The organism is Aeromonas sp. ASNIH4 (assembly GCF_002934425.1).
Lineage (GTDB): Bacteria > Pseudomonadota > Gammaproteobacteria > Enterobacterales > Aeromonadaceae > Aeromonas > Aeromonas hydrophila.
Genome location: NZ_CP026217.1, coordinates 1,802,257 through 1,826,864, shown reverse-complemented (window position 1 = coordinate 1,826,864; position 24,608 = coordinate 1,802,257). Strand labels below are relative to the sequence as shown.

Annotated in this window: 19 protein-coding genes; 5 read left to right on the top strand and 14 right to left on the bottom strand. The window is 60.3% G+C overall.

The window, feature by feature from the left end; all coding sequences use genetic code 11:
- Window positions 1–11 precede the first annotated feature (11 nt).
- On the top strand, window positions 12–563 hold the full coding sequence (locus C2U40_RS08470) for a lipoprotein (protein WP_024944003.1): 552 nt from the start codon (window positions 12–14) through the stop codon (window positions 561–563).
- 145 nt (window positions 564–708) lie between these two features.
- Window positions 709–2,709, top strand: a complete 2,001-nt coding sequence (locus C2U40_RS08465; protein ID WP_103827581.1) for a hypothetical protein — start codon at window positions 709–711, stop codon at window positions 2,707–2,709.
- A gap of 58 nt (window positions 2,710–2,767) precedes the next feature.
- Here C2U40_RS08465 and glgC read toward each other — a convergent pair whose 3' ends face one another.
- Window positions 2,768–4,042, bottom strand: coding sequence for a glucose-1-phosphate adenylyltransferase (gene glgC, locus C2U40_RS08460; RefSeq protein WP_039038908.1), 1,275 nt, complete (start codon window positions 4,040–4,042; stop codon window positions 2,768–2,770).
- A gap of 188 nt (window positions 4,043–4,230) precedes the next feature.
- Here glgC and C2U40_RS08455 point away from each other — a divergent pair, with 188 nt between their 5' ends.
- Window positions 4,231–5,871 carry an EAL domain-containing protein gene (locus tag C2U40_RS08455; protein ID WP_029302852.1) on the top strand — a complete coding sequence of 547 codons (1,641 nt, stop codon included), beginning with the start codon at window positions 4,231–4,233 and terminating at the stop codon, window positions 5,869–5,871.
- Here the strand turns inward: C2U40_RS08455 and C2U40_RS08450 are convergent.
- The 13 genes from C2U40_RS08450 to C2U40_RS08380 all read right to left on the bottom strand — a co-directional run bounded on the left by C2U40_RS08450 (window position 5,834) and on the right by C2U40_RS08380 (window position 20,483).
- Window positions 5,834–6,328: a hypothetical protein gene (locus tag C2U40_RS08450; RefSeq protein ID WP_017408190.1), complete on the bottom strand. Its 495-nt coding sequence runs from the start codon at window positions 6,326–6,328 to the stop codon at window positions 5,834–5,836. The genes C2U40_RS08455 and C2U40_RS08450 overlap by 38 nt on opposite strands.
- A gap of 168 nt (window positions 6,329–6,496) precedes the next feature.
- On the bottom strand, window positions 6,497–6,859 hold the full coding sequence (locus C2U40_RS08445) for a DUF2750 domain-containing protein (RefSeq protein ID WP_010674427.1): 363 nt from the start codon (window positions 6,857–6,859) through the stop codon (window positions 6,497–6,499).
- Between the two features lie 187 nt (window positions 6,860–7,046).
- Window positions 7,047–8,351, bottom strand: a complete 1,305-nt coding sequence (locus C2U40_RS08440; RefSeq protein WP_011706316.1) for an inosine/guanosine kinase — start codon at window positions 8,349–8,351, stop codon at window positions 7,047–7,049.
- A gap of 179 nt (window positions 8,352–8,530) precedes the next feature.
- The gene (locus C2U40_RS08435; RefSeq protein WP_011706317.1) at window positions 8,531–8,923 is read right to left on the bottom strand and encodes an MAPEG family protein; all 393 of its coding nucleotides are present in this window, start codon (window positions 8,921–8,923) and stop codon (window positions 8,531–8,533) included.
- 73 nt (window positions 8,924–8,996) lie between these two features.
- Window positions 8,997–9,971 (bottom strand): ferrochelatase, encoded by a 975-nt coding sequence (hemH, locus tag C2U40_RS08430; RefSeq protein ID WP_181014776.1) that lies wholly within the window; start codon window positions 9,969–9,971, stop codon window positions 8,997–8,999.
- A gap of 114 nt (window positions 9,972–10,085) precedes the next feature.
- Entirely contained in the window at window positions 10,086–10,730 is a 645-nt protein-coding gene (gene adk, locus C2U40_RS08425; protein ID WP_011706319.1) for an adenylate kinase, read from the bottom strand.
- Between the two features lie 254 nt (window positions 10,731–10,984).
- Window positions 10,985–12,898 carry a molecular chaperone HtpG gene (htpG, locus tag C2U40_RS08415; protein WP_044800159.1) on the bottom strand — a complete coding sequence of 638 codons (1,914 nt, stop codon included), beginning with the start codon at window positions 12,896–12,898 and terminating at the stop codon, window positions 10,985–10,987.
- Between the two features lie 233 nt (window positions 12,899–13,131).
- Window positions 13,132–13,734 carry a recombination mediator RecR gene (gene recR, locus C2U40_RS08405; protein WP_010633741.1) on the bottom strand — a complete coding sequence of 201 codons (603 nt, stop codon included), beginning with the start codon at window positions 13,732–13,734 and terminating at the stop codon, window positions 13,132–13,134.
- A gap of 125 nt (window positions 13,735–13,859) precedes the next feature.
- The gene (gene fdhD, locus C2U40_RS08400; protein ID WP_017784686.1) at window positions 13,860–14,717 is read right to left on the bottom strand and encodes a formate dehydrogenase accessory sulfurtransferase FdhD; all 858 of its coding nucleotides are present in this window, start codon (window positions 14,715–14,717) and stop codon (window positions 13,860–13,862) included.
- 11 nt (window positions 14,718–14,728) lie between these two features.
- Window positions 14,729–16,858: a sigma 54-interacting transcriptional regulator gene (locus tag C2U40_RS08395; protein ID WP_103827578.1), complete on the bottom strand. Its 2,130-nt coding sequence runs from the start codon at window positions 16,856–16,858 to the stop codon at window positions 14,729–14,731.
- Window positions 16,859–17,212: 354 nt separating this feature from the next.
- Complete coding sequence (locus C2U40_RS08390; RefSeq protein WP_103827577.1) at window positions 17,213–17,611, bottom strand: hypothetical protein; 399 nt, start codon at window positions 17,609–17,611, stop codon at window positions 17,213–17,215.
- Window positions 17,612–17,692: 81 nt separating this feature from the next.
- The gene (gene fdhF / locus C2U40_RS08385; RefSeq protein WP_103827576.1) at window positions 17,693–19,837 is read right to left on the bottom strand and encodes a formate dehydrogenase subunit alpha; all 2,145 of its coding nucleotides are present in this window, start codon (window positions 19,835–19,837) and stop codon (window positions 17,693–17,695) included.
- A gap of 46 nt (window positions 19,838–19,883) precedes the next feature.
- Window positions 19,884–20,483, bottom strand: a complete 600-nt coding sequence (locus C2U40_RS08380; RefSeq protein ID WP_005301859.1) for a 4Fe-4S binding protein — start codon at window positions 20,481–20,483, stop codon at window positions 19,884–19,886.
- A gap of 596 nt (window positions 20,484–21,079) precedes the next feature.
- On the opposite strand from C2U40_RS08380, the gene C2U40_RS08375 reads away from it, so the two are divergent.
- Together C2U40_RS08375 and kup are read left to right on the top strand one after the other, a co-directional pair.
- The gene (locus C2U40_RS08375; protein WP_103827575.1) at window positions 21,080–21,979 is read left to right on the top strand and encodes an HNH endonuclease; all 900 of its coding nucleotides are present in this window, start codon (window positions 21,080–21,082) and stop codon (window positions 21,977–21,979) included.
- A 504-nt stretch (window positions 21,980–22,483) separates the two neighbouring features.
- The gene (gene kup / locus C2U40_RS08370) at window positions 22,484–24,352 is read left to right on the top strand and encodes a low affinity potassium transporter Kup (protein WP_010633733.1); all 1,869 of its coding nucleotides are present in this window, start codon (window positions 22,484–22,486) and stop codon (window positions 24,350–24,352) included.
- The last annotated feature ends 256 nt before the right edge of the window (window positions 24,353–24,608 follow it).

Sequence of the window (24,608 nt, the reverse complement as noted above, 5' to 3'; positions counted from 1 at the left end):
CGGGATCCTCGATGTTAAAGCACCTGCTTCTGCTCCCCCTCAGCCTGCTGCTGGCCGCCTGTTCACTCACCCAGTACAACGTCAGCGAAGGGGAGATCAACCAATACCTCAAAGAGAGGGTCGCCTTCGAAAAGCAGCTGGGGATCCCCGGCATCATGTCGAGCAAGATCCGCCTCGATGAGATGCAAAGCCGCATCGGTCGCCGCCAGGCCGACCGGGTCGAACTGGATGCCGCCGGCGATCTGCAGGTAGCGAGCCCCCTTGGCAGCCAGCAGATGAAGATCCGCCTCTCCCTGAGCGCCCGCCCCGACTACGTGGCCGAGCAGGGCGCCATCTACCTGCGCGATCTCGAGCTCATCTCGGTCAAGACCGAGCCGGCCGACGTGGGCACCGCTCTCACCCCACTGCTGCCTACCTTCAACCAGTCGCTCTCGCTGTTCCTCTCCCAGACCCCCGTCTACCGGCTTGACGGCAGTCGCAAGAACGAAGCCAGGATCAAGGATAAAGTCGAAGCCCTCAAGGTGGAACCGGGCCGACTCGTCATCCCCTTCAAGCTGCTCTGACCCCCAACCGCGCCCCTCTTCTCTTCAACTCCAGGGGCGCGGTTTTTTCTTCTCAAGCTTCCCCCTTTGCCTCATAATGCACACCATTCTCATTTAGATTCATGAGAAGCGTCATAATAAAATCAAACATATGGTGAGAAGGGACATGAGAAAAACCGTACTGGTCCAGGCGATCGCCTGCGCGATCCTGAGCGGCGCCGCACACGCCGCCGTCAAGGTAGAAGACAAGACATTCAACACCGCCGCCAACATGCTGGCCTACACCGAGTTCGAACTCTCCGGCGAGCCGCTGGCCGAGGCCCTCGGTCTGGATCTGGATGTGCTGGATGCCAACCGCGCCGATGAGCCGACCCCGTTCGACTTCGCCGCTGGCATCGAATCCTACGAATACTCCGAAGAGGCGATGTACGCCCTCAACTACCAATCCGGCATGGGCCCCCATCTGGTGAACGGGCCGCAAAACCAGGCTCGCGGTGGCACCATGGCCTCCCTCGGCCAGCGGGTGCTGGCCATGGCTGATGCGGTCGGTTTCCCGGCCGATGAAGTGCCGCAGGGTATGTATCCCCTCTCCCTGCCCTACGCCTCCGCCAACCCGGAGTTCGCCCAGGCCGTGAACGCCACCCCGGTCAACGGTGACCAGATCACCATCAAGACCGCCAAGGGCAACGAGAAGAGCGTCAAGACCCAGGTCCCCGCCTACTTCCGCGACTACGCCACCCTGCGCTGGAGCGGCAGTGACAACCTGCTGGTCCCGGCCGCCGTGGGCGGCATCCTGCTCAAGGAAGTGATGTGGTCCCAGGATTTCCTCGGCGGCATGCACGTAGCCGAGACCGATGAAGAGGTGGAAGCCGCGTCCGCCACCATGGATCAGGACGGCAAGCACAAGCTGGGGGTTTCTGCCGCCGACGGCTTCAACGGCATGATGCTGACCGAGCAGTCCATCGACAAGCTCGCCATCCTGCAAGGTCAGCTCGGCTTTGACGGCAAGACCCTGGGCGCCAAAATCACCCCGCAGTACGATCCGGCCAAGGGGGTTGTCTACTTCCCTCATCAGGTGAAAGTGACCGAGACCAGCAAGAACGACGCCGGTGCCATCGGCAAGCTGGAGGTGGTGGACGGCTCCGCCCAGTTGCGCGACGCCTGGATGCTGCTGTGGCCCCTCTCCGAGTTCTACGCCTTCAGCGATCAGCGCACGGCCAACACCAACCAGAACCCGGCCTTCCACGCCGTGTTTGACGGTGCCCCGTTCGCCGCCGCTCCGGCTGCCAACCAGACCAACGATCTGGGCAAGGCGGTAGCGGGCAGCGATGCCTTCTCCCTGGCCCTGAACCTCTCCAACCTCACCTTCAAGAACCTGCTGGCCCTGCACTTCGAACCCAAGGCTGGCACCCTGGTCGACAGCTGGCAAGCTGGCAAACAGGCCGGGCACGTCACTACCTTCGACGCCGCCTACGCCCTGGTCGCCCTACAGATCTTCCAGCGCGCCCAGGATGCGCTGCCGGTCGGCTACGCCGCCGGTGGCAATGGCGAGCTGAACCTCAAGACCCCACAGGGTGAGCAGGCGATCGCACTGGTCCGCAAGCAGGCCGATTTCATCCTCTCCAACCTCAAGGGCAAGAACGGCCTGGTCCATGACGGTCTGACACTGGGCGGCAAGCTTGACGCCGGTCAGTCCATCGACGCGCAGTTCGCCGCCATCCGCGGCCTGACCGCCGCCTTCCTGGCCACCTCGGATGCCAAGTACCGCACCGCGGCGCGCGAGCTCTTCATCGCCGCCGACAAGGCCTACTTCAATGCCAAGGCCGGAACCTGGCTCGCCGGCAAGCAGGGTGAATACACCCCCTGGACCCAGGCCGCCATCTCCGGCGCCCTGCGCTCTGCCATGCTGAACCTGCGCAACGAAGGGGCCGAGAAGGCACCCGAGCTTGAGCTGGCACAGCTGACCCAGCGCTACGTGAGCTGGTTCCGTGGCACCGTCAACGGCGGCATGCAGATGGCCGAATGGGTCGGCGACTCCGGCGAGAACGTCATCGAGGGTGCCGGCAGCGACACCGACGAAGATGGTGTCCCACAAGTGACCGCCGCCGGTGGCAAGCATGGCACCGCCATGGTGATGGCCGGCAAGGCCCTGGTCAGCGAGAAATAAATCGACCACCAATAGAAAGGGAGCCCAGGGCTCCCTTTTTTTGTCTGTGTCGACAAGGTTAGCCGAGCTTGGCCAGCATCGGCTTGGTCACCAGCACTATGCCCTGCTCGGAGCGGTAGAAGCGGCGTGCATCCTCGTCCGCGTTCTCCCCCACCACCAGGCCGTCTGGCAGCTTGCACCCCTTGTCCACCACCACCCGGCGCAAGCGACAACCAGCCCCGATCTCGACCCCGGGGAAGATCACCGCCTGGTCCAGGGTACAGAAGGAGTGCACCCGCACGTTGGTGAACAGCACCGAGTTGAGCACGAAGGAGCCGCTCACGATGGAGCCCCCCGCGAACATGGAGTTGATGGTCATGCCGTGCTGGCCGTTTCTGTCCTGCACGAACTTGGCCGGGGGCGACATGTTCTGGCTGGTCCAGATGGGCCAGTTCTCGTCATAGATGTCGAGCTCGGGCACCACGGAGGCCAGGTCCATGTTCGCCTCCCAGAACGAATCCAGGGTCCCCACGTCGCGCCAGTAGGGTTTTTGCCCCTCCTTGGCCCCGACACAGGACATGTTGAACGGGTGGGCAAAGGCCTTGCCCTCTCCCACGATGCGCGGGATCACGTCCATGCCGAAGTCGTGCTTGGACTCCTGGTTGTGGATGTCCTCTTCCAGCAACTGGTAGAGGTACTCCGCCTCGAAGATGTAGATGCCCATGGAGGCCAGCGAGCGATCCTCGCAGCCCGGCATGGCGGGCGGATTGGCCGGTTTCTCCACGAAGGCGCGGATCTTGCGTTGCTCGTCGATGTCCATGACGCCGAAAGCCGATGCCTCGCAGCGCGGTACCTCGATACAGGCCACCGTCACCTTGGCGCCGAGGCGCACGTGATCGAGCAGCATGGCGGCGTAGTCCATCTTGTAGATGTGATCCCCCGCCAGCACCACGATGTACTTGGGACCGTAGTCACGGATGATGTCGACGTTCTGGTAGATGGCGTCTGCGGTGCCGCGATACCAGTGCACCTCGTCCACCCGCTGCTGGGCCGGCAGCAGGTCGATGAACTCGTTCATCTGGTAGCGCAGGAAAGACCAGCCCGATTGCAGGTGGCGCAACAGGCTGTGGGACTTGTACTGGGTCACCACACCCACCCGGCGGATACCGGAGTTGATGCAGTTGGAGAGCACGAAGTCGATGATACGGAATTTGCCGCCAAAGTGGACGGCGGGCTTGGCGCGGTTATCGGTCAACTGCTTCAGGCGGCTGCCCCGTCCCCCTGCGAGCACCAAGGCCATACTCTGATTCAATAGTTGCCGTGCTTTGGCGGTGTCTACGGGTTCTAACAACATAATTACCTCTGCCTTGTTTTGGTCCATTTTCGATTCATCTTCGCCTGTTTCCGGCGCCATGAAAGTGGTTTCACTCACATTTAACTGATTTCAATTGGCCCTTTTCCAGGAGTTGAGCGTGATCTCATGCTTTGCGGCGCGAGCTTGGTTAGAATTTCAACATCAACGACATCATCAAGGATGACACCATGTTGAACAAGCTCGGGAGCAACCAGCTGCTGGTGATCGCTCTCCTCTGTGCTCCCCTGCTGCTGTTGCAGGGGCTCTGGCTCGCCTTCACCAGCACGCTGCTGACCCTGCTTATCATCCTCGCCACCAGCCTGCTCGGCTTCGGCTTGCTGAGCATGCTGACCCTGCGCCTCCAGCAGGCGCAGCGCAGCCATCAGGAGCAGGTGTGGTGCCGGGCGCTGCAGCTGCGCGACCCCACCTGTCTGACCACGCCCGAGGCCCAGGCCGCCCTGCAGCAACTGCTCGCCCACTTCAACGAGGCCGAGCGCGACGCTCACCGCCAGATCAGCGAGCTGCACAACCAGGCGACCCAGGACGAGCTGACCCAGCTGCAAAACCGCCACGCCTTTCGGCGCGACATGACCGAGCTGCTGCAGCGGGATCAGGACACCCAGACCGCCACCCTGGTGCTGATCCGCGCTACCGAACTCGGCAAGCTCAACGCTCAGCGCGGTTTTCAGTCGGGGGATGCCTACATCAAGGATATCGCCAATATCATCACCAGGGTGGTGAGCCGCTTCCCCGGCCATCAGGTCTACCGCATCTCGGGGGCCGACTTCGCGGTGCTGGTGCAGCCGGTCGCCAATATCCCGCCCCCCCTGCTCGGGCGGGATCTGAAGATCGCCTTCGATCACTATCAGCAGCAGCATGAACTGGAGAGCGCCGCTTACTCCGGGCTGACTCGGCTCAGCAGCGGCCAGAAGATCGAGGCCATTCTGGCCAGGGCGGATCTGGCGCTGGCCCGTGCCCAGACCGAGACGGTCAACGGCTGGGCCATCCAGCAGGATGACAGCGTGGTGGAGCTGCAGGGGCAGCATCACTGGAAGCTGGTACTGACCGAGCTGCTGGAGCAGGAGCGGATCAGCTTCACCTACCAGCCGATCCAGCCGATGCACCGCAGCATGCTGGCCTACAACGAGATCTACACCCGTTTCAGCAGTGCCGACGGCACTGTGCTGCCCACCGACACCCTGTTCGCCATGGCCCAGCGGCTGGACATGGTGATGCGGCTGGAACAGATGCTGGTGACCCACGTCATGCGCCAGTACCGGGCCTTTGGCTCGAATCAGAGTCGCTGGGGCATCAACCTCTCCAGCAACCTGCTGCAAAACAGCGCCTTTCTGATCTGGCTGGACCGACAGCTGCTCAACGACCCCAACACCAGCGCCAACCTGGTGTTCGAACTGGATGAAGAACATCTGGAGCGCAATCTGACCGGGGCCAAGCGGGTGTTCGAGCTGCTCAGGCGCAACGGCAGCCGCTCCGCCATCTGCAACTTCGGCAAGGGGATAGGGTCATTCAACCTGTTTCGCGAGCTCAAGCCCGACTACATCAAGCTGGATCCCGCCCTCATCACCGGGCTGGAGCAGGATCTGACCAACCAGCAGTTCGTGCGGATGATCGTCGACGTGTCACACCGGATGGGTTGTCAGGTGATTGCGGAAGGGGTGGAGCAGCTGGGCCAGAAGCAGCTGCTGCAGGGCATGTATGTGGACGGACTGCAGGGCTATCTCATCGCCAAGCCCCAGCAGTTGCGACCGGATATCAGCCAGCTCGGACTGTTTACTGAGGATGCTTCAACTTCAACAGAGTCAGAATGATGTCGTTGAGCTGGCGATAACGCTCCAGCTCCTTCTGATCGTAACGGGTCGCCAGGGTGGTGGGATTGTGGCGATTCTTGAGGTAACGGTTGATCTGCAGCCGGTTGAAACCGGCCACCTGATAGACCTGCCCGAGCAGGGCATTGAGCTCTTCGTGTTCAAGACCGGCCTTGGCGAGGTAATCCTCCTGGGCCGGGCTCTCCAGCTGGCAGCTCTGCTTAGCGATGCGGCCGGTCTCCTGCAGATAGCTGAGCCACTGCTCCAGGTAGAGCGGCTTGCAGCCCGCCAGCAGATTGAAGAAGCCCACCGCATCGCAGCGGCAGTCGGTCAGCAGCAGCACCGCCAGTTGATCGTCATCGCAGCGGAAGGTGACGGGGCCGCTCTGCCCCCAGTCCAGCGCCTGAACCCGGATCTCGGCTCGCGCCCCTGCAACGCCGGTGACGTCGAATACAAACATGGCTCCTCCCGCTCGGCAAAAGGTTGATGATGGACCATCCCTCTGACGGGTGCAAAGCCAAATCGCCTTTTCATTCAGTATTCTGCAAGCCGGCCATAAAAAAACCGACATCCTCGCGGATATCGGTTCTCATCAGACGGGCCAAGGCCCGGCTCAATGCAGTGTGGTTCAGGCGTCCAGTTCCACCAGCGCCTTGGCCAGCTCGATGGGTTCGAGCTCCTGCCCTTCCAGATCGGCGTTCCAGTTCGGGCCGACCAGCACGTCGTCTTCGTCCAGATCGTTGATCCAGATGTCGAGAAACTCTTCCAGCTCGATCACTTCCGGCTCGTAATCGGCCCACTCGTCCACACAGTGCAGGCGGGCATCCCCTTCGGCAGACCAGAGCGGCATCACGTCGGCATCTTCGAACTCGGCAGAGCGGCAGACGACCCAGTCTTCACCGTAACGCAAGCCCCATACCTGACCCGACTCGCGGACTTCTTCGATGAACAGTTGGAAATTGGCGTCAAGATTGTCAGTTAACTTACTCATGGGGCTCTCTCTCTATCGGGTGCTGCGGCCACGGCAGTGCCGAGTGGCAATGCGGTGGCCAAATGGTGTCGCAAAAGTAACATGGACTCAAGCATCTTGGGGTTTATCACACAAAAAACTGCCCGCGGCCGGGTTTTACCTGACAAAACGCCTCCCGAAGGAGGCGTTTTCAGCGCAAGGGGCGGGATCAACGCTCCCAGTACACCTCTTCCAGGCTGTCTTCCTTCTCCGGCAGACCGCGCGACAGGCGCGGGCTGCTCTGAGCCAGCACCTCGTAGCTCACCCGGTTGGCGTACTTGCACACCTGGGAGAGCGAGGAGTAGGTGAGGAACTCGGCCACGTGCTTGGCGGAGTTGGGCACGGCGCTGCGGTGATAGGCGTTGGCCACCATGTCGTGCAGCACGGCGGAGAGGGCCCCGTCCCCTGCCCCGTTGGTGTTCTTGATCTTCTCCGGCCCGCCCATGTAGGGAGAGATGTGGGAGTAGATACGCTTGGGCACGCGGCAGCCGCTGCGGGTCATGGGGCGGCTGAACTCGTACATGTTGAACTCGGGGATGACACCGGGCAGCAGCGGCAGCGTGGTCTCGCGCTTGAAATCCTCTTCGGTGTAGGCCGCCATGTAGAGCCCCACCGGCCCTGCGGTGCAGAGCACCATGTCGGCCCAGTCCAGCGCCTTGTCGGCGGCAGCCAGCGGATCGGAGAAGCCAGTCAGGGCCTCACCCTCCTCCTCGTTCATGGCGAGCACAGTGACGTTCTCGCTGATGAAATCGCGCCACCACTGGGGGTCGGACTCGATGACGAAGCGGGTACCCAGGGTCAGCACCACCGGCACACCGGCCTCGCGGGCATAACGCACCGCGGTCATGGCCGCGTCCTTCATCGGGGTGCCATCTTCACCGCGCACCAGGTAGGCGGTGATGACCAGGGCGGAGGACTCCTTGATGATGGTCTCGGGGATGTGGGCCACATCCAGATGGTCCATCTTGCCGGCGTTGATGCCGAAGCTACGCTCGCCCCCTTCAGTGATGAAGGTGAAGCAGCGACCGACCGGGCCGTCTACCGGCTGCAGGTAGTCGAGGTTGACCCGTGACGAGGTGTTGCACAGGTAACGGTAGGCGTAGCTGCCGATGCGAATGTCCTGGCTCATGACGCCGAGCAGGATAGAGTGGGAGTCCGCCAGCACCGAGTAGTTGTGCATGGTGTTGCCGATGGTGCCGCCGGCAAATTCGCTCACCACCATGTTGTTGCTCTTGAGCTCGTCGTAGATCTGCTCGGCCACGTCATCGGAGATGAGCATGGAGTGGCCGCGGCTCAGGCCGTAACGCTCGAGAAATGCCAGATCAACGTGCGCCTCGATGTCGACCAGTGTCTGGTCAATCCCGACCACATAGGCCTTGCCCCGCTCCGCAAGCACCGCGCTCTGGGAGATGAGGGGATCACGACGATCCACTGGAAAGTAGTGTTTGGACTTGCGCTGACCGGGAAATTTCATGGCAATGTTCTTGTGCTCTGGGGGAAAGAGGGGCGGGATTTTAACACAATCCGCCGTGCCGAAAAGTCGCCTGATTAAAATATGAAGTCAGTATAGACACGGGCTGCAGAGGAAAACGTTTACCAAAACCCATCAAAAAAACCACCTCGCAAGGAGGTGGTTTTTGCAGCGAACAAGACTCAGCCGGCGGCGAGCCCCTGTGCCAGCGCCAGCACCGAGAAGAGCCCCAGCGCCAGCCAGAACAGCAGGGTACCGACCAGCCTCGGCAGGTTGGGCGCCTTGGGGATCTGGATGCCGATGGCATGCAGGATCCGTCCCACCAGCAGCGCCAGGCCGCCAGCATGGAGCCAGAATGCCCCGACACCCGCCAGCTCGCACAGCGCCATCAGCAGCAGGGTGAGCGGCACGTACTCGGCAAAGTTGCCGTGGGCCCGGATGGCGGCGCGCATCTCCGGCGCCTCCCCTTCCCCTATCATCACCTTGAACTGGGCCCGGCGCTTGACCACCCAGAAGGAGAGCAACAGGAACAGCAGCCCCAAGAGGCCGGCGTAAATCAGGGTGATATGCATCATGGTGAAACTCCTTCTCCTTGGATAGCGAACGACTGGCAGCCGGTGCCGATGGGCGGCACCGGCTGTATGTCTGTCAGGCCAGCTCGCGGCAGATCAGCGACACCATCATGCGGATGTGGGCCTGATCGCTGTTGAGGGCCGGAATGTATTCAAACTGCTCGCCACCGGCGGCCATGAAGATCTCCCGGTTCTGCACCTGGATCTCCTCCAGGGTTTCGAGGCAGTCGGCGGCAAAGGCGGGACAGATCACATCGAGCCGCTTGATCCCGGTGGCCGGCAGGCCGCCGATGGTCACGTCGGTGTAGGGCTTGAGCCACTCCTCCTTGCCAAAACGGGACTGGAAGCTGGCGGTCCACTGGCTGGCATCGAGGCCGAGCGCCTCGGCCAGCAGGGCGGCGGTGCGCCGGCACTGGTGACCATAGGGATCCCCTTCCCGCTCGTAGCGCTCGGGAATGCCGTGGAACGACATCAGCAGGTGCTCGCCCTGGCCGTGCTGTTCCCAGTGGCGGCGTACGCTCATGGCCAGCGCCTGGATATATTCGGGGTGAGCATGGTAATCACGAATGAGCCGCACCACCGGCAGGTTGCGCTCTTTTTTCATCGCCTTGGCCCAGCCATCGAACACCGAGGCGGTGGTGCTGACCGAATACTGGGGATAGAGCGGCAACAGGATCACCCGGTTGACTCCCTTGGCCTTGAGCGCCTGCCAGCCCTCATCCAGCGAAGGGGAGCCGTAGGTCATGGCCAGCTCCACCGGCACCTCGACCCCTTCGCGCTTGAGCTCCTGCTCCAGCGCCGCACACTGCTGCTTGCTTATCACCATCAGCGGCGAGCCCTGCTCGGTCCACACCTGCTGATAGAGCTTGGCCACCTTGGGAGAGCGGGTCGGCAGGATGATGAAGTGGAGCAGAGGACACCAGAGGTAGCGCGGCAGGTCGACGACCCGCTGATCGTGCAGAAACTGGCTGAGAAACGCCTTGACGGCGGCCGTGGTGGGCGCGGCTGGGGTACCCAGATTGACCAGCAAGATCCCGGTTTTCGTGGTCACGTATGCTTCCTGTCGTTCTGTTGTTATGTCTGAATGCAAGAAAGGGCCCATGCCGGGCCCTTGTCTCACTGGCACATCGCCGCAGGCCCCTTGGGGACGATGGCAATGGCGGGCTTAGCCCAGGATGGTCGCCAGCTGCTTGCTGACCAGATCCACCGGCTGGGTGCCATCAATCTTGACGTAACGGGTGTTGCCCGCTTCCGCTTCCTTGCCGTAGAAGCCGATGAGCGGTGCGGTCTGCTGATGGTACACATCCAGACGCTTGCGCACTGTGGTCTCTTCGTCGTCGGCACGGATCACCAGATCTTCACCGGTCACGTCGTCCTTGCCTTCCACTTTCGGCGGGTTGAACACCACGTGGTAGGTACGGCCGGAACCGGAATGAACGCGACGACCGCTCATGCGCTTGACGATCTCTTCGTCCGGCACGTCGAACTCCAGTACGAAGTCCACGGCAACACCGGCGTCCTTCATGGCTTGCGCCTGGGGAATGGTGCGCGGGAAACCGTCCAGCAGGAAGCCGTTGGCGCAATCCGGTTGGGCAATACGCTCTTTGACCAGGCCGATGATGATGTCGTCAGAGACGAGCTGACCTGCGTCCATCACGGCTTTGGCCTTGAGGCCCAGCTCGGTGCCCGCCTTGATCGCGGCACGCAGCATGTCGCCGGTGGAGATCTGCGGAATACCGTGTTTTTCCATGATGAACTGAGCCTGAGTACCCTTGCCGGCACCCGGAGCCCCCAACAGAACAATGCGCATACACGCTCCTATTGATTGGTTATTCAATTCTTGAGAAGGCAAAAAACTACACGGTTTCGCCCATTTTCACAAGCTTGCCCCGTGTGAGTGGCTTATTTTTCACCATCTTTCCGACATGGCAATACGACCATTGGCGCAGATCCGTGTACGAAAAATGAGTGAAAATGCAGCAGCGCTGCACGCAACTGGCGCCCGCCCCAAACGGGGCAGGCGCCAGAAAAGAAAGAGCCCACTGCACGCAGTGGGCCCAAACATCATGCCTGGAGTAACAGACGGTTGATACGGGAGACGAAGCTCGCCGGATCATTGAGCCCGCCCTGCTCGGCCAGCTGGGCCTGTTCGTGCAAGAGGGTGACCCACTCGCCGAACAGCGCCTCGTCCTGGATGGTGTCGAGTTTCTTCACCAGAGCGTGGTCAGGGTTCAGTTCCAGAATGTACTTCTGCTCCGGCACCGGCTGACCGGCGGCGCGCATCAGCTTGATCATCTGGGTGCTCATGCCGTGGGCATCGGTGACGATGCAGGACGGTGAGTCGGTCAGACGGTGGGTGACCCGTACCTCTTTTACCGCATCCCCGAGGCTCTGCTTGACCCGCTCCACCAGACCGGCGTTGGCCTTCTCGGCCTCTTCTTGCGCCTGCTTGGAGGCTTCGTCTTCCAGATCGCCGAGATCCAGCTCGCCACGGGTGACGGAGACCAGCTGCTTGCCGTCGAACTCGGTCAGGTGGCTCATCAGCCACTCGTCGACCCGCTCCCACATCAGCAGCACTTCGACACCCTTCTTGCGGAAGATCTCGAGGTGCGGGCTGTTCTTGGCAGCGGCATAAGAGTCGGCGGTGATGTAGTAAATCTTCTGCTGACCTTCCTTCATGCGGCCAACATAATCCTCCAGCGACACGGTCTGGGCTTCGCCCTCGCCGGCGGTGCTGGCAAAGCGCAGCAGCTTGGCGATCTCTTCGCGGTTGGCGTAATCCTCGGCCGGACCTTCTTTGAGCACATTGCCGAACTCGCTCCAGAACTTGGCGTATTTCTCGGCATCGTCCTTGGCCAGCTTGGCCAGCATGGTCAGCACGCGCTTGGAGCAGGCCTTGCGCAGGGAGACGGTCACCTTGTTGTCTTGCAGAATTTCACGGCTGACGTTGAGCGGCAGATCGTTGGAGTCCAGCACCCCTTTGACGAAACGCAGGTAAGCCGGCATGAACTGTTCGGCGTCGTCCATGATGAAGACGCGCTGCACGTAGAGCTTCAGGCCGTGTTTCTGATCCCGGTTGTAGAGATCGAACGGTGCGCGGGCCGGCACGTAGAGCAGGCTGGTGTACTCCTGCGCCCCTTCCACCCGGTTGTGACCCCACAAGAGCGGATCTTCGAAGTCGTGGGCGACGTGCTTGTAGAACTCCTGATACTCCTCGTCCTTGATCTCTTTCGGGTTGCGAGTCCACAGTGCAGTGGCGCGGTTGACCTGCTCCCACTCGCCCGGGGTACCGACGATGGTCTCACCGTCTTCTTCCCGATCCGGGGTGCCCTCTTTGAACATCTCCACCGGCACGCTGATGTGATCGGAATATTTGCTCACCACGGAGCGCAGACGCCAGTCGTCGAGGAACTCGTCCTCTTCGGCGCGCAGGTGCAGGATGACGTCGGTACCGCGGCCGGCTTTGGTCACGTCAGCCACGGTGAAGGAGCCTTCCCCTTCCGACTCCCACTGCACGCCCTGCTCCGCAGCAGTACCGGCGGCGCGGGACACCACGGTCACCTTGTCGGCAACGATGAAGGCGGAATAGAAACCGACCCCGAACTGGCCGATCAGCTGGGAGTCGCGGCCCTGATCACCGGAGAGGTTCTTGAAGAACTCGGCGGTGCCGGACTTGGCGATGGTGCCCAGGTGCTCGATCACCTGATCACGGGTCATACCGATCCCGTTGTCGGAGATGGTCAGGGTCCGATTTTCTTTATCAACCACCAGGCGAACGCGCAACTGGCCGTCGTTTTCGAACAAAGAGGCATCGGAAAGCGCCTTGAAGCGCAGCTTGTCCGCCGCATCGGAGGCGTTGGAAATAAGCTCGCGCAGGAACACTTCTTTGTTGGAGTAGAGGCTGTGGGCCATCAGGCTCAGCAGTTGTTTGACTTCAGTCTGAAACCCGTGGGTTTCGGCATGAACGCTTTGGGTCATCGACACTATCCTCAGGCGATTCGGGTTGAACATATTCCCGATCCAAGATGGGGCCGGCGATCGCCATTTCAAGGGGGACAAAACGCCGAGGTGTGCGAATGGCGATTTTTGCGCCAATCGACCCTGTTACCCAACAAAAAACCCGCCGGGGCGGGTTCTGGTATTGCTGCTGAGTCGCGACGCAGGACCTGTTGAAGAACACAGGCTGACTCAGTTCAGGGGCTGACGCTGACTCAATTAAGGGGCTGACGCCCCATCAGGGAGTGGGAGAGCGTGGTGCCGTCCACCAGCTCCAGCTCGCCGCCCACCGGCACCCCGTGGGCAATCCGGCTCACCTTGACGCCGGCGGCACGGGCCATGTCGGCGATGTACCAGGCGGTGGCGTCCCCTTCGATGGTGGGGTTGGTGGCCAAGATCAGCTCGCTGATCGCCTCGTCTTTCAACCGTCGCTCCAGGATCTCCAGCCCCAGCTCTTCCGGGCCAATGCCGTCCAGCGGCGAGAGGTGGCCCATCAGCACGAAGTAGCGGCCGGAGAACTGGCCGGTCTGCTCGATGGCAGCCACGTCCGCCGGGCTCTCCACCACGCACAGCAGGCCGTTCTCTTCGCGCTTGGGATTGGCGCAGATCTCGCAGCGCTCATTCTCGGTGAAGGTACGGCAGTGGCTGCAGTGGCCAATCTCGGTCAGGGCGCGAGAGAGCAGCTGGGCCAGCCGCAGGCCGCCGCTGCGCTCACGCTCGAGCAGGGTAAATGCCATGCGCTGGGCCGACTTGGGGCCGACACCCGGCAGCACCTGCAGGGCTTTCATCATCTCATCCAGCAGCGGGCTGAATTTCATGGGCTTGGTATCCTTTGGCGCTGTGTCGGCCGCGGCGCCCTGACGGGCAAGGAGCGCGACCGAACCTATCTTGTTGGCGCAGGACTATACCCGAGCCAACCCCGAGCGCCAATGGCCTTGTGCCCTCAGCCCTCTGCCGAAACGGGGGATGATGCCGCGCTCGCCAGCAGGATGCGCTGGCGGCCGCTGTAGATCTCCGCCCGCCCCGGGCGGCAAAAGCCCACCAGGGTGAGCCCGGTCTGCTCGGCCCGCTCGACCGCGAGCTCGGTGGCAGCCGAGATGGCGAGCAAGATCTCCACCCCCGCGCTGGCGCACTTTTGCACCATCTCGAAGCTGGCGCGGCTGGTCACCAGGATGGCTCCGTCGCGCCGTTGACTTCGCTGCAGGTGTCCCACCAGCTTGTCCAGCGCGATATGGCGCCCCACGTCCTCGCGAATGGCGAGGATGTTGCCCTCGCCGTCCACGTGCACGGCGGCATGGGTCGCCCCCGTGCTCTGCCCCAGCAGCTGGAGCGGGCGCAGCGCCGCCAGCACCTTGTCGATATGGCCCACCGCAAAGCGCTGGCTGTCGGGCAGCCTTGGCTGGGCGCGCACCACCTGCTCCAGGCTCTCGCTGCCGCAGATGCCGCACCCGGTGCGCCCGGCCAGGGTGCGCCGCTTCTCTTTCAGGCGATGGACGCAGCGATTGGCCAGGGTGATGTGCAGCTCGATGCCGCGACAGGCGCTCTGCTGCTCGATGTCGTGGATATCGAGCAGGCTGTCGATGATCCCCTCGGAGAGCGAGAAGCCGATGGCGAAATCCTCCAGATCGGCGGCCGAGCACATCATCACGCTGTGGGCGATGCCGTTGTAGACCAGCGCCACCGGGGTTTCGCAGGGCAGCTGCATGGCGCTGTCGGTGGTGACGCCGCGCTGATGATAATGGACCACCTCGCGATGGGCGCTGAGCGCCTGCGGGGTATCGGGGTCGAGTTCAAGCAACATCTAAGTGCCCCTTAGTTGAGGGTGCGGGGATCTTTGGCCGAGATCCCGAGCCGTTTCATTTTCGACAGCAAGGTGGTGCGCTTCATGCCGAGACGCTGGGCCGCGCCCCGCTCGCCGGCAACGATGCTATTGCACGCCTTCAGCGCCCGGATGATGCTGACCCGCTCATCCTCCCCCTGTGCCTCGTCACTCTGCGGCAAGGCGGGCAGCGGTTCACGGAACAGCTCCCGGGCCGGCTCGTCATAGACCAGGGTCTCTATCTTGTGAAAGCCCTTGAGGGGCAGCAGCTCGTCCGGCGAGAGGTTGAGCACATGGCCGCGGGTCATCACCACCGCCCGTTCGATGATGTTCTCCAGCTCACGGATGTTGCCGTACCAGGGGAGCGACACCAGCATCTTCATGGCGTCGGCCGGGATGGAGGTGATGGTGCGGCGCATCCGCTTGGCGATCTTCTTGATGAAGAAGTTGACCAAGAGCGGAATATCCTCACGCCGCTCACGCAGGGGCGGCAGCTCGATGGGAAAGACGTTGAGCCGGTAATAGAGATCGCTTCTAAAGCGCTTGTTCTTGACCATGGAGAGCAGATCGCAGTTGGTGGCCGCCACCAGCCGCACGTCGATGGCAATGGGGTTGCTGTTGCCCACCCGCTCCAGCTCGTGCTCCTGCAAGACCCGCAACAGTTTGGGCTGCAGATCGAGCGGCATGTCCCCCACCTCGTCGAGGAACAGGGTGCCCTTGTGGGCCCGCTCGAAGCGGCCGATGCGCTGGGTCAGCGCCCCGGTGAAGGCCCCCTTCTCGTGGCCGAACAGATCGCTCTCGATAAGGCCGGTAGGAATGGCGGCGCAGTTCACCTTGACCATCTCGTGATCGTGGCGGGCACTCAGGGCGTGAATGGCCTGGGCGATCAGCTCCTTGCCGGTGCCGGTCTCCCCCAGAATGAGCACGGTGCAGTCGCTCTGGGCCACCAGCTTCACCTTCTCCAGCACCTTCTCCATCACGGCGCTCTGGTAGATGATGTTGGCAAAGTCCCCCTGCGGTGCGGGTCCGTCGACCCTAAGGGTCTTCTCCCTAGCGCCGGTGGTGTTGGAGATCTCCTGCTGCGCCTGCACGTTGTTCATGGCAATCGCCGTGCGCGCCGCCACTTGTTCGAGCAGCGAGATATCGAGGTCGGCGAAGAAATCCGCCTCGGGGTGGGAGAGGATCAACACCCCCAGCAGGTTGCCCCGATAGCGCAGCGGCAGGATGCAGGAGCTGTCGGCGTCGGGGGGCAGGATCTGGGAGGTGAAGCGGCAGCTCGACTGACAGCCGTGACCCTGCTCGCGATAGAGGAAGAAGGGCTCGCTGTGACCGAGGGCCCCCTGCAGGCAGTTCTTCTCAAAACACGAATGGTTGATGATGCCGGGCTGTTCACGCTGCTGCTGATTGACCAGGTAACTCTTGAAGCTGTCGGAGGTGGCGTTGTACTCGGCCAGGCACAGGCTGCTGATGCCAAAGTGGTGGTGCAGTATGGTGAACAGGCTCTGGGGCAGCTCGGCGATACGCACCAGTTTGATCACCGCGTTGGTCACGTCCACCAGGATCTTGCAGCTGTCGCGCTCAAGGCGCAGGGAGTTGGCCTGCTCCAGGGTGCGCTCCTTGTCGAGCACGTTCTCCAGCGCAATGGCGACGATGGCCGCCAGCTGGGTCAGCTTGGCCAGGGTCTCCATCGGGAAGGCGTTGGCCTCGCGGCTGATGAACTCCACCCCGCCCAGGTGGCTGCGGGCGGTGGTGATGGGCAGCTGGCAGTAGGATTGCAAGCCGTCATAGACAGGAGTGCTCGCCAGCTGTTCGCAGCGGTGGCGAAAGCGGCTCGCCGGCAGCACGATGGCCTGCTCGCGGGAAAAATGGAGATCGGCCTTGCGGCAGATGAGGTGAGCCGGCCCCTGCACCCCCAGGTAGTAGAAGACCGCCTCCTCCCCCGTCCCCAGGTTGAGGATGAGGTTGACCCGATCCACCTGGCGAAAGCAGGGCTGGATCCGGTTCAGCTTCTTGATGAAGTCGTCCAGGGTGACGGCGGAGAGCAGGTTCTTGGAGAGGGAGAGAAAGCCGTCATCCCAGATGGGTGAGATGTCGGTCAACGGAATGGCACTCACATTCAGCATTCAGGCCTCGCATTACATCTAGATGGGTACCCTTGCCGGCCAATTGCAGCACGGCAACAACGGTAAACAATGCATCAGCCATCGCAGTCAGATGTTATAATTAATTTTTAAAAACTTAACGCTTAATTATAAAAACTAACATGCAGCGAAATAGCATCGCGCAGATTATCGCAGGATGGTTGGCATAATAAGTTAGCCCCATCCCCATTACAACCAAGCCGGCCCTGGCACATATTACAGCTCCGTCAGCGGATATTTCCCGCCGCGCCCAAATATGGCGTCACTATCGCCGTCATTCGCCGCATATCGCCGCCAACTGGCCCATCCTCTGCCCCTGTTGCCGCTGTCGCAGGATCATGAGGAGAGCAGCCGGTAGTTGTGCAGTTTCAGCCCGCCGAAGATGAAGGCGGCTGAAAAGAGCTGAAGCCCCAGCAATAACCCACTGATATTGTCAGCTATTTCCACCGACACTACCCGATGGGTGAGATAAACACCGAGCCCCAGCACGCCCGCCAGCAGGCAATTGACCAGGGTGGTGGAGAGAAAGGCAATGAGCCAGGCCGCCTGCACGCTCAATGCCGCCAGCACGGCGCTCATGGCGATGCGCGCGGCGATAAAACAGCCAAAGAAGGAAAACCCCAGCAGAAATATCAATTCGTCGTGCCATAGAAAACACCCAATCCCTAACAACATCACCAGCAAATAAGCGGAGACATAAAAGATCCCGAACGAAAGATTTAATTCATTTTTCATGATGGACACCTGCCAGCTGAAAAAAGGATGAGCGGATCCGGGCCCTGTATACAGAGCCTGGATCCACTTTATTAACGACGATTACCCTTTGGCGGCGCTGCGCAATTTCGCCTTGAGCGCGCTGTATTCAGTCTGGACGTACACTTCCGCCCCCGGCTGATCCTCGATACGCTCAATTTTCACTGCGCAGTACTTGTATTCCGGCGTGTAGGAGACGGGGTCAACGTGCTCGATGGTGAGCTCGTTGCAGGCCCCGATCCACCACTGGTAGGTCATGTAGACCACCCCGGCGTTGACCCGCTCGTTGTAGTTGGCCCGGGTGATCACCTTGCCGCGCCGCGACGAGATCCAGACCAGCGCCTGATCCTTCACCCCGAGCTTCTTGGCATCGCTCGGGTGGATCTGCACATAGCCCGGCTCATCGGCCAAGGTTTGCAGCGCCGAGCAGTTGCCGGTCATGGAGCGGCAGGAGTAGTGACCCACTTCGCGCACGGTGGAGAGCACCAGCGGGTACTCGGCACAGGGCTGCTCCAGCGGCGGCCGCCACTCGGAGGCAATCAGCTGACCCTTGCCGCTCGGGGTGGTGAACACGTTCCCCTCGAACAGGGTGCTGGTGCCCGGGTGATCCTCGGTCGGACAGGGCCACTGCACGCTCTTGAGATCGGCCATCTTGTCATAGCTGACCCCGGCGTAGAGCGGGCAGAGTCCGCGCAGCTCGTCCCAGATCTGCTCGGTGTCGCGATACTCCATGGGATACCCCATGGCGGTCGCCATCAGCGAGAAGATGGCCCAGTCCGGTTTCACGTTGTCCGGCGGCGTCACCGCCTTGTAGAAGCGCTGGAAGCCGCGATCCGCCGAGCTGTAAACCCCCTCGTGCTCGCCCCAGCTGGTGGCGGGCAGGATCACATCCGCCATCTCGGCGGTCTGGGTCATGAAGATATCCTGCACGATCACCAGCTCCATCCCCGCCAGGGTACGGCGGAACTGACCGAGATCTGCTTCGGTCTGCGCCGGATCTTCCCCGAAGATGTAGAAGGCCTTGCACTTGCCCTCCTCCACCTTGTGGCCAAGCTCGGTCAGCCGATAACCCGGTTTCTGGGAGAGCGCATCCACCCCCCACGCCTTGGCAAACTTGGCGCTGATGGCAGGATCGCTCACCGACTGATAGCCCGGGAACTGGTGCGGCAGCATCCCCATGTCGCAGGTACCCTGCACGTTGTTCTGACCGCGTACCGGCCCACAGCCAGTGCCACGGCGACCGAAGTTGCCGGTCAGCAGCGCAATACCCGCGAGCCCCTTGACCACGTCCACCGCCTGACCGTACTGGGTCACCCCCATGCCCCACAGGATCATGGAAGCAGGCGATGCGGCATAGGTGCGAATGGCGGCGCGGATATCGGCGGCTTTGAGGCCGGTGATCCCCTCCACGTATTCCGGGGTGTACTTGGCCACCGTGGCCTTGAAGGCGTCAAACCCTTCGGTGTAGTTGGCGACGAACTCCTTGTTGTAGAGCCCTTCATTGATCAAGACGTTGGCGAAGGCGTTGACCAGCGCCATATTGGAACCGTTTTTGAGCGGCAGCCACTGATCGGCGATGCGGGCGGTCTCCACCATTCGGGGATCACACACAATCACCTTGGCCCCGTTTGCCTTCGCCTTGAGGATATGGCGGGCGACGATGGGGTGAGAGTCAGCAGCGTTGTAACCAAACACCAGCAGGCACTTGGTCTCTTGAATTTCGGGAATGGCGTTGCTCATGGCGCCGTTGCCTACAGTTGTCTCCAGACCGGAGACTGAGGGTGCGTGTCACACCCTCGCGCAGTGATCGACGTTGTTCGTCCCAAGCACGGCGCGGGCAAATTTTTGCATCACATAGTTGGCTTCATTGCCGGGGCCACGGGCAGAGCCGGTGGTCATGATGGCGTCCGGGCCATATTTCGCCTTGATGGCGGAGAGACGGCTGCTGGCGAACTCGATGGCTTCGTCCCAGGAGACGGCTTCGAGCTTGCCACCGCGCTCGCGGCGGATCATCGGGCTCTTGAGACGGGGGGTCAGCAGGTTGGTGTCGTTCAAGAAATCCCAACCGTAATAGCCCTTGAGGCAGAGCTGCCCCTCGTTGGTCCGGCCGTTGGCGCCTTCGGCCCCCACCACCTTGTCGTTTTCAACCAGCAGGTTGATTTTGCAACCGGTGCCGCAATAGGGGCACACGGTAATGACTTTTTTCATGACTCACACTCTTGTTTGTTAACGAAAAACGGCTCGGCAAGCCCGCTCACACCCGCGCCGGCATCGCCAGCAGGGCCTCGGCACTGGCCAGCTGCTTCTGCCGGTTCAGGGTGTCAAGATGGGCCGGCGTGACCAGCCGCAGCGCCTGGGTCGGGCACACTTCGACACAGGCCGGGCCCGCCTCGCGGTGCTGGCAGAGATCGCACTTGAGCGCCTGCGCCTTGGTCTGCGGCCGCTTGAAGAGCGAATCGGCCGTGGGGGCCACCTCTTTCACCACCACCGCCATGGCGCCGTAAGGACAGGCCACCACGCAGGACTTGCAGCCGATGCAGCGCGCCTGCAGCACCTTGACGCAACCATCCTCGGTGACGATGGCGTTGTTGGGGCAGGCCATTGCGCACGGCTTGTCTTCACACTGGCGGCAGAGCACCGGCGTGGTCACCTTGCTGCCCACGATCACCTTCAGGCGCGGCTGAAAATGGCTGTCCTTGGAGACCAGATGTCCATCCTCGATGGCAAGATGCAGGCCGCCCTCCCGCTCAAGGGTCCCGCTGCAGGACCCTGACTGGTGTGAAACGGCGCAGGCCACCTCACAGGTACGACACCCAATACAGAGACTGGGATCTGCAATCACGAAGCTGTTCATAGAGAGGGATCCTAAATGGTTCGTTACACCCGACCGCCCTCACCCACCTGGCAGGTGACAACGCGGTCTGCCCCCACAAAGCATTTATCAGACCAACACCGGCAGATGGCCCGTCATAAAATCACAAACCTATGAAAATAAAGAGATAATCTGGATGACAAAGGCGGCATTAGCCGCAACTGACGAGGGTGACGAAGAGGCCGCCCCCCTGCTCGACATGACAAAAGTGACGAGGTCGACACTGGCTGATGATCTCCTCCCCAACCACTTTACAGAGCAGACCCGAGTGGCTCTACACAGGGATCGGGCACCATACAGCTAGCAAGTGGGAGGGCAAAATCCGAGAAAATGCCCCCTGAAGAAAGAGCTCCAAATAGCCACCATAAAGCGCAAAGCTAGCGCAGTACAGTCAGAGTTTTTTTGGTTTTACTGTAAAATCGCGAGGCAAAACAAAAACCTTAATAATTAATTTATTGAGTTAGATCCTGTTTTATATCTCTCGCTCTTCTATTTTTCATCTTTCCGGTTATCATGTGCCTCACTTGAAAACCAATATGACAATATCGCAGTCATGAAGTTTATTTTTCGGAGGGAGTATGAAATATTTATTCTGCAATGTCGGCTGGATGAAACGATATGATGGAATTTACAATGATAAGCCTGAGCGTGGTGGAGCCTATAATAAAAATGATACTGGACATGAGGCTTGTAATTTCACAGAGGTTGACAACCAAATATTTGGCTATGTAAGACCTACTGGGCAAATAAAACTAGAAAAATTAGGCGCATCCAAATCAGATGAATCCATAGATGATGTACTAGTAATTTGGACTGCTGGTCCAGATTCTGGTGGTACTGCGGTTGTGGGTTGGTATAAACATGCGACAGTATTTAGACATGAGCAATTTTTAAACCTGGAAAGCATAAAACACAAGGAGAGTGGGATAAATATCTTTCGAATTAAAGCACATAAAGACAATGTAACCTTACTTCCCATGGAGCAACGTCATTTAATGATTCCTAGGGCAGTAAAAGGAGGTATAGGACAAAGTAACGTTTGGTTTGCCAACACTGAAGACAGCAACCAATATACTCGACCAATTCTAGAATTTATTGAGGGCTATGATTTTAGCGACATCATTCCAGATATCGACTTTTCTGCTCTGGAAGGTAACCCTCGGTTATTAGCTCATATCAAAAGAGAAAGAAACCAGAAAATAGTTAAACTTAAGAAAAGACAAATTTTAGAACGCACTGGAAAACTCGTATGTGAAGTATGCTCTTTCGACTTTAAAAAAGTCTATGGTGTTCTAGGTGAGGACTTTTGTGAAATTCACCACCTTATCAAATTGGCGGATGCAGAAAAGCAAGTAGAGACTACATTATCTGATTTAGCTGTAGTTTGCTCTAACTGTCATCGAATGCTTCATCGAGATAGTCCAATGAAAACACTATCTCAGTTGAAAAGTCTTGTTCTCTCTGGCAATTATTATTAGAAAATTTACCCTTATTTCATAACCTAGCTATTCATGTAAATAGTGCAATGAACATCGTTCATTGCACCTGACCTTTCGTCTAATAAAGACTCCATCGCAGCCTTACCCCCCATCCTTTACTGCCAGAGCCCCTCTTTATTGGTCAGCATTTTATCGTTTATTTCTTAGCCAGCTTGATGCAAAACGCTGGCAAAAATGGATAGCCAGTTAAAACAATCACTTGCCATGGTCTGGGCGGGGTATTTCAATCAGTGGCCAATTAATAATTTCGTTAGCCACCCCTTTTTGATTATTTATACCTGAGCATAAACCCACGACGGGTGTGTCATTATACCCTTAACGGCAGATGAACAGACTGTGTCCCATGATAAGCCTCTTTATATCCAGTTAGCTCCCTTTCCCATCGCAATCCATTAATGCGTTCCTGCGGCACCTGCCGCACGCCCGATAGACGGGGGCGGCCCGTGCTGGCCAATTGTCACCATCAAACTGACAGACAACTTCATGAACGGTAATCACAAACAAGCCCTGTCCGGCGTTACGCTGGCGGCGATCGGCGTGGTCTATGGCGACATCGGCACCAGCCCGCTCTATACCCTGCGCGAGTGCCTCTCCGGCCAGTTCGGTTTCGGGGTGGAGCCCGCCTCCATCCTGGGCTTTCTTTCACTGATCTTCTGGCTGCTGATCCTGGTGGTCTCGGTCAAGTATCTCTCCTTCGTGATGCGGGCCGACAACGCCGGCGAAGGGGGCATCCTCACCCTGATGTCGCTGGCCACCCGCAACACCCCGGCCAAGTGGACCCCCTTGCTGATCATCCTGGGGCTGATTGGCGGCAGCTTCTTCTATGGCGAGGTGGTGATCACCCCGGCCATGTCGGTGATGTCGGCCATCGAGGGCTTGAACATCGCCGCCCCCTCCCTCGACCCCTATATAGTGCCGCTCTCGGTGCTGGTGCTGACCCTGCTGTTCGCCATCCAGAAACACGGCACCGCCACCGTGGGCAAGCTGTTCGCCCCCATCATGCTCACCTGGTTCATCACCCTGGCGGTGCTGGGTCTGAACAGCATCTTCCAGCACCCCGAGGTGCTGGGGGCGCTCAACCCCGTCTGGGCGCTGCGCTTCTTTGCCAAGTACCAGACGGCCTCCTTCTTTGCCCTCGGCGCCGTGGTGCTGGCCATCACCGGGGTAGAGGCGCTCTACGCCGACATGGGCCACTTTGGCAAGAGCCCGATCCGGCGCGCCTGGTTTATGGTGGTGTTGCCCTCTCTGGTGCTCAACTACTTCGGCCAGGGGGCGCTGCTGCTGGCTCATCCCGAGGCCATCACCAACCCCTTCTTCCTGCTTGCACCGAAATGGGCGCTGCTGCCGCTGCTGCTGCTGGCGACCCTGGCCACGGTGATCGCCTCGCAGGCCGTGATCTCCGGGGTCTTTTCACTGACCCGGCAGGCGGTACGGCTCGGTTATCTCTCTCCCATCCGCATCGTGCACACCTCCGAGCAGGAGTCCGGCCAGATCTATATTCCGGTCATCAACTGGATGCTCTATATCTCGGTGGTGATCGTCATCATGAGCTTCGAGCACTCCAGCAATCTGGCGGCGGCCTACGGCATCGCCGTCACCGGCACCATGGTGCTCACCTCCATCCTCTCCTGCTCGGTGGCCCGCCACAGCTGGCACTGGAACAAGTACCTGGTGGCCGCCCTGTTTATCGCGCTGCTGGCCATCGACGTGCCGCTGTTTGCCGCCAACCTTGCCAAGATCTTCTCCGGCGGCTGGCTGCCGCTCACCCTGGGCGCGGTGATGTTCACCGTGATGACCAGCTGGAAGAGCGAGCGCTTCCAACTTATTCGTCGCCTCAACGAGCACGGCAATTCGCTGGAGCCGATGATCGCCTCGCTGGAAAAATCCCCGCCGACCCGGGTGGCCGGCACGGCGGTCTATATGTCGCGGGTGGTCAACGTGATCCCCCATGCGCTCCTGCACAACCTCAAGCACAACAAGGTGCTGCACGAGCGGATCATCCTGCTCACCCTGCGGGTGGAAGAGGTGCCCTACGTTCACAACGTGCGCCGGGTCTGCATCGAGCAGCTATCCCCCACCTTCTGGCGGGTGGTGGCAAGCTATGGCTGGCGCGAGACTCCCAACGTGGAGGAGATCTTCCACCGCTGCAACGCCGAGGGGCTGAGCTGCCGGATGATGGAGACCTCCTTCTTCATGGCCCACGAGTCGCTGATCATGAAGGAGCGCCCCTGGTACCTCTACCTGCGCGGCAAACTCTTTATGCTGCTGCAGCGCAATGCCCTGCGCGCACCGGATCAGTTCGAGATCCCGCCCAACCGGGTCATCGAGCTGGGATCCCAGGTGGATATCTGATGGCGTGAGTTGCGCTAAAGAGAGAGGGAGGCATTGGCCTCCCTCTTTTTTACCGTTAACCCCGATGGCCGCCCCCTCATCCCCCCCCCTTCTCCCCCGAGGGGAGAAAGGGGCAAACCACGGCAAATCGAACCAGCTCATCTCCCCTCTCACAACAACCGTAGGGTGCAACAAGCGCAGCGCCGTGCACCACAAACATATTTTGATAGCGGTGCAATTCACTTCGTTCATTGCACCCTACTCATGCTGTGTTTTC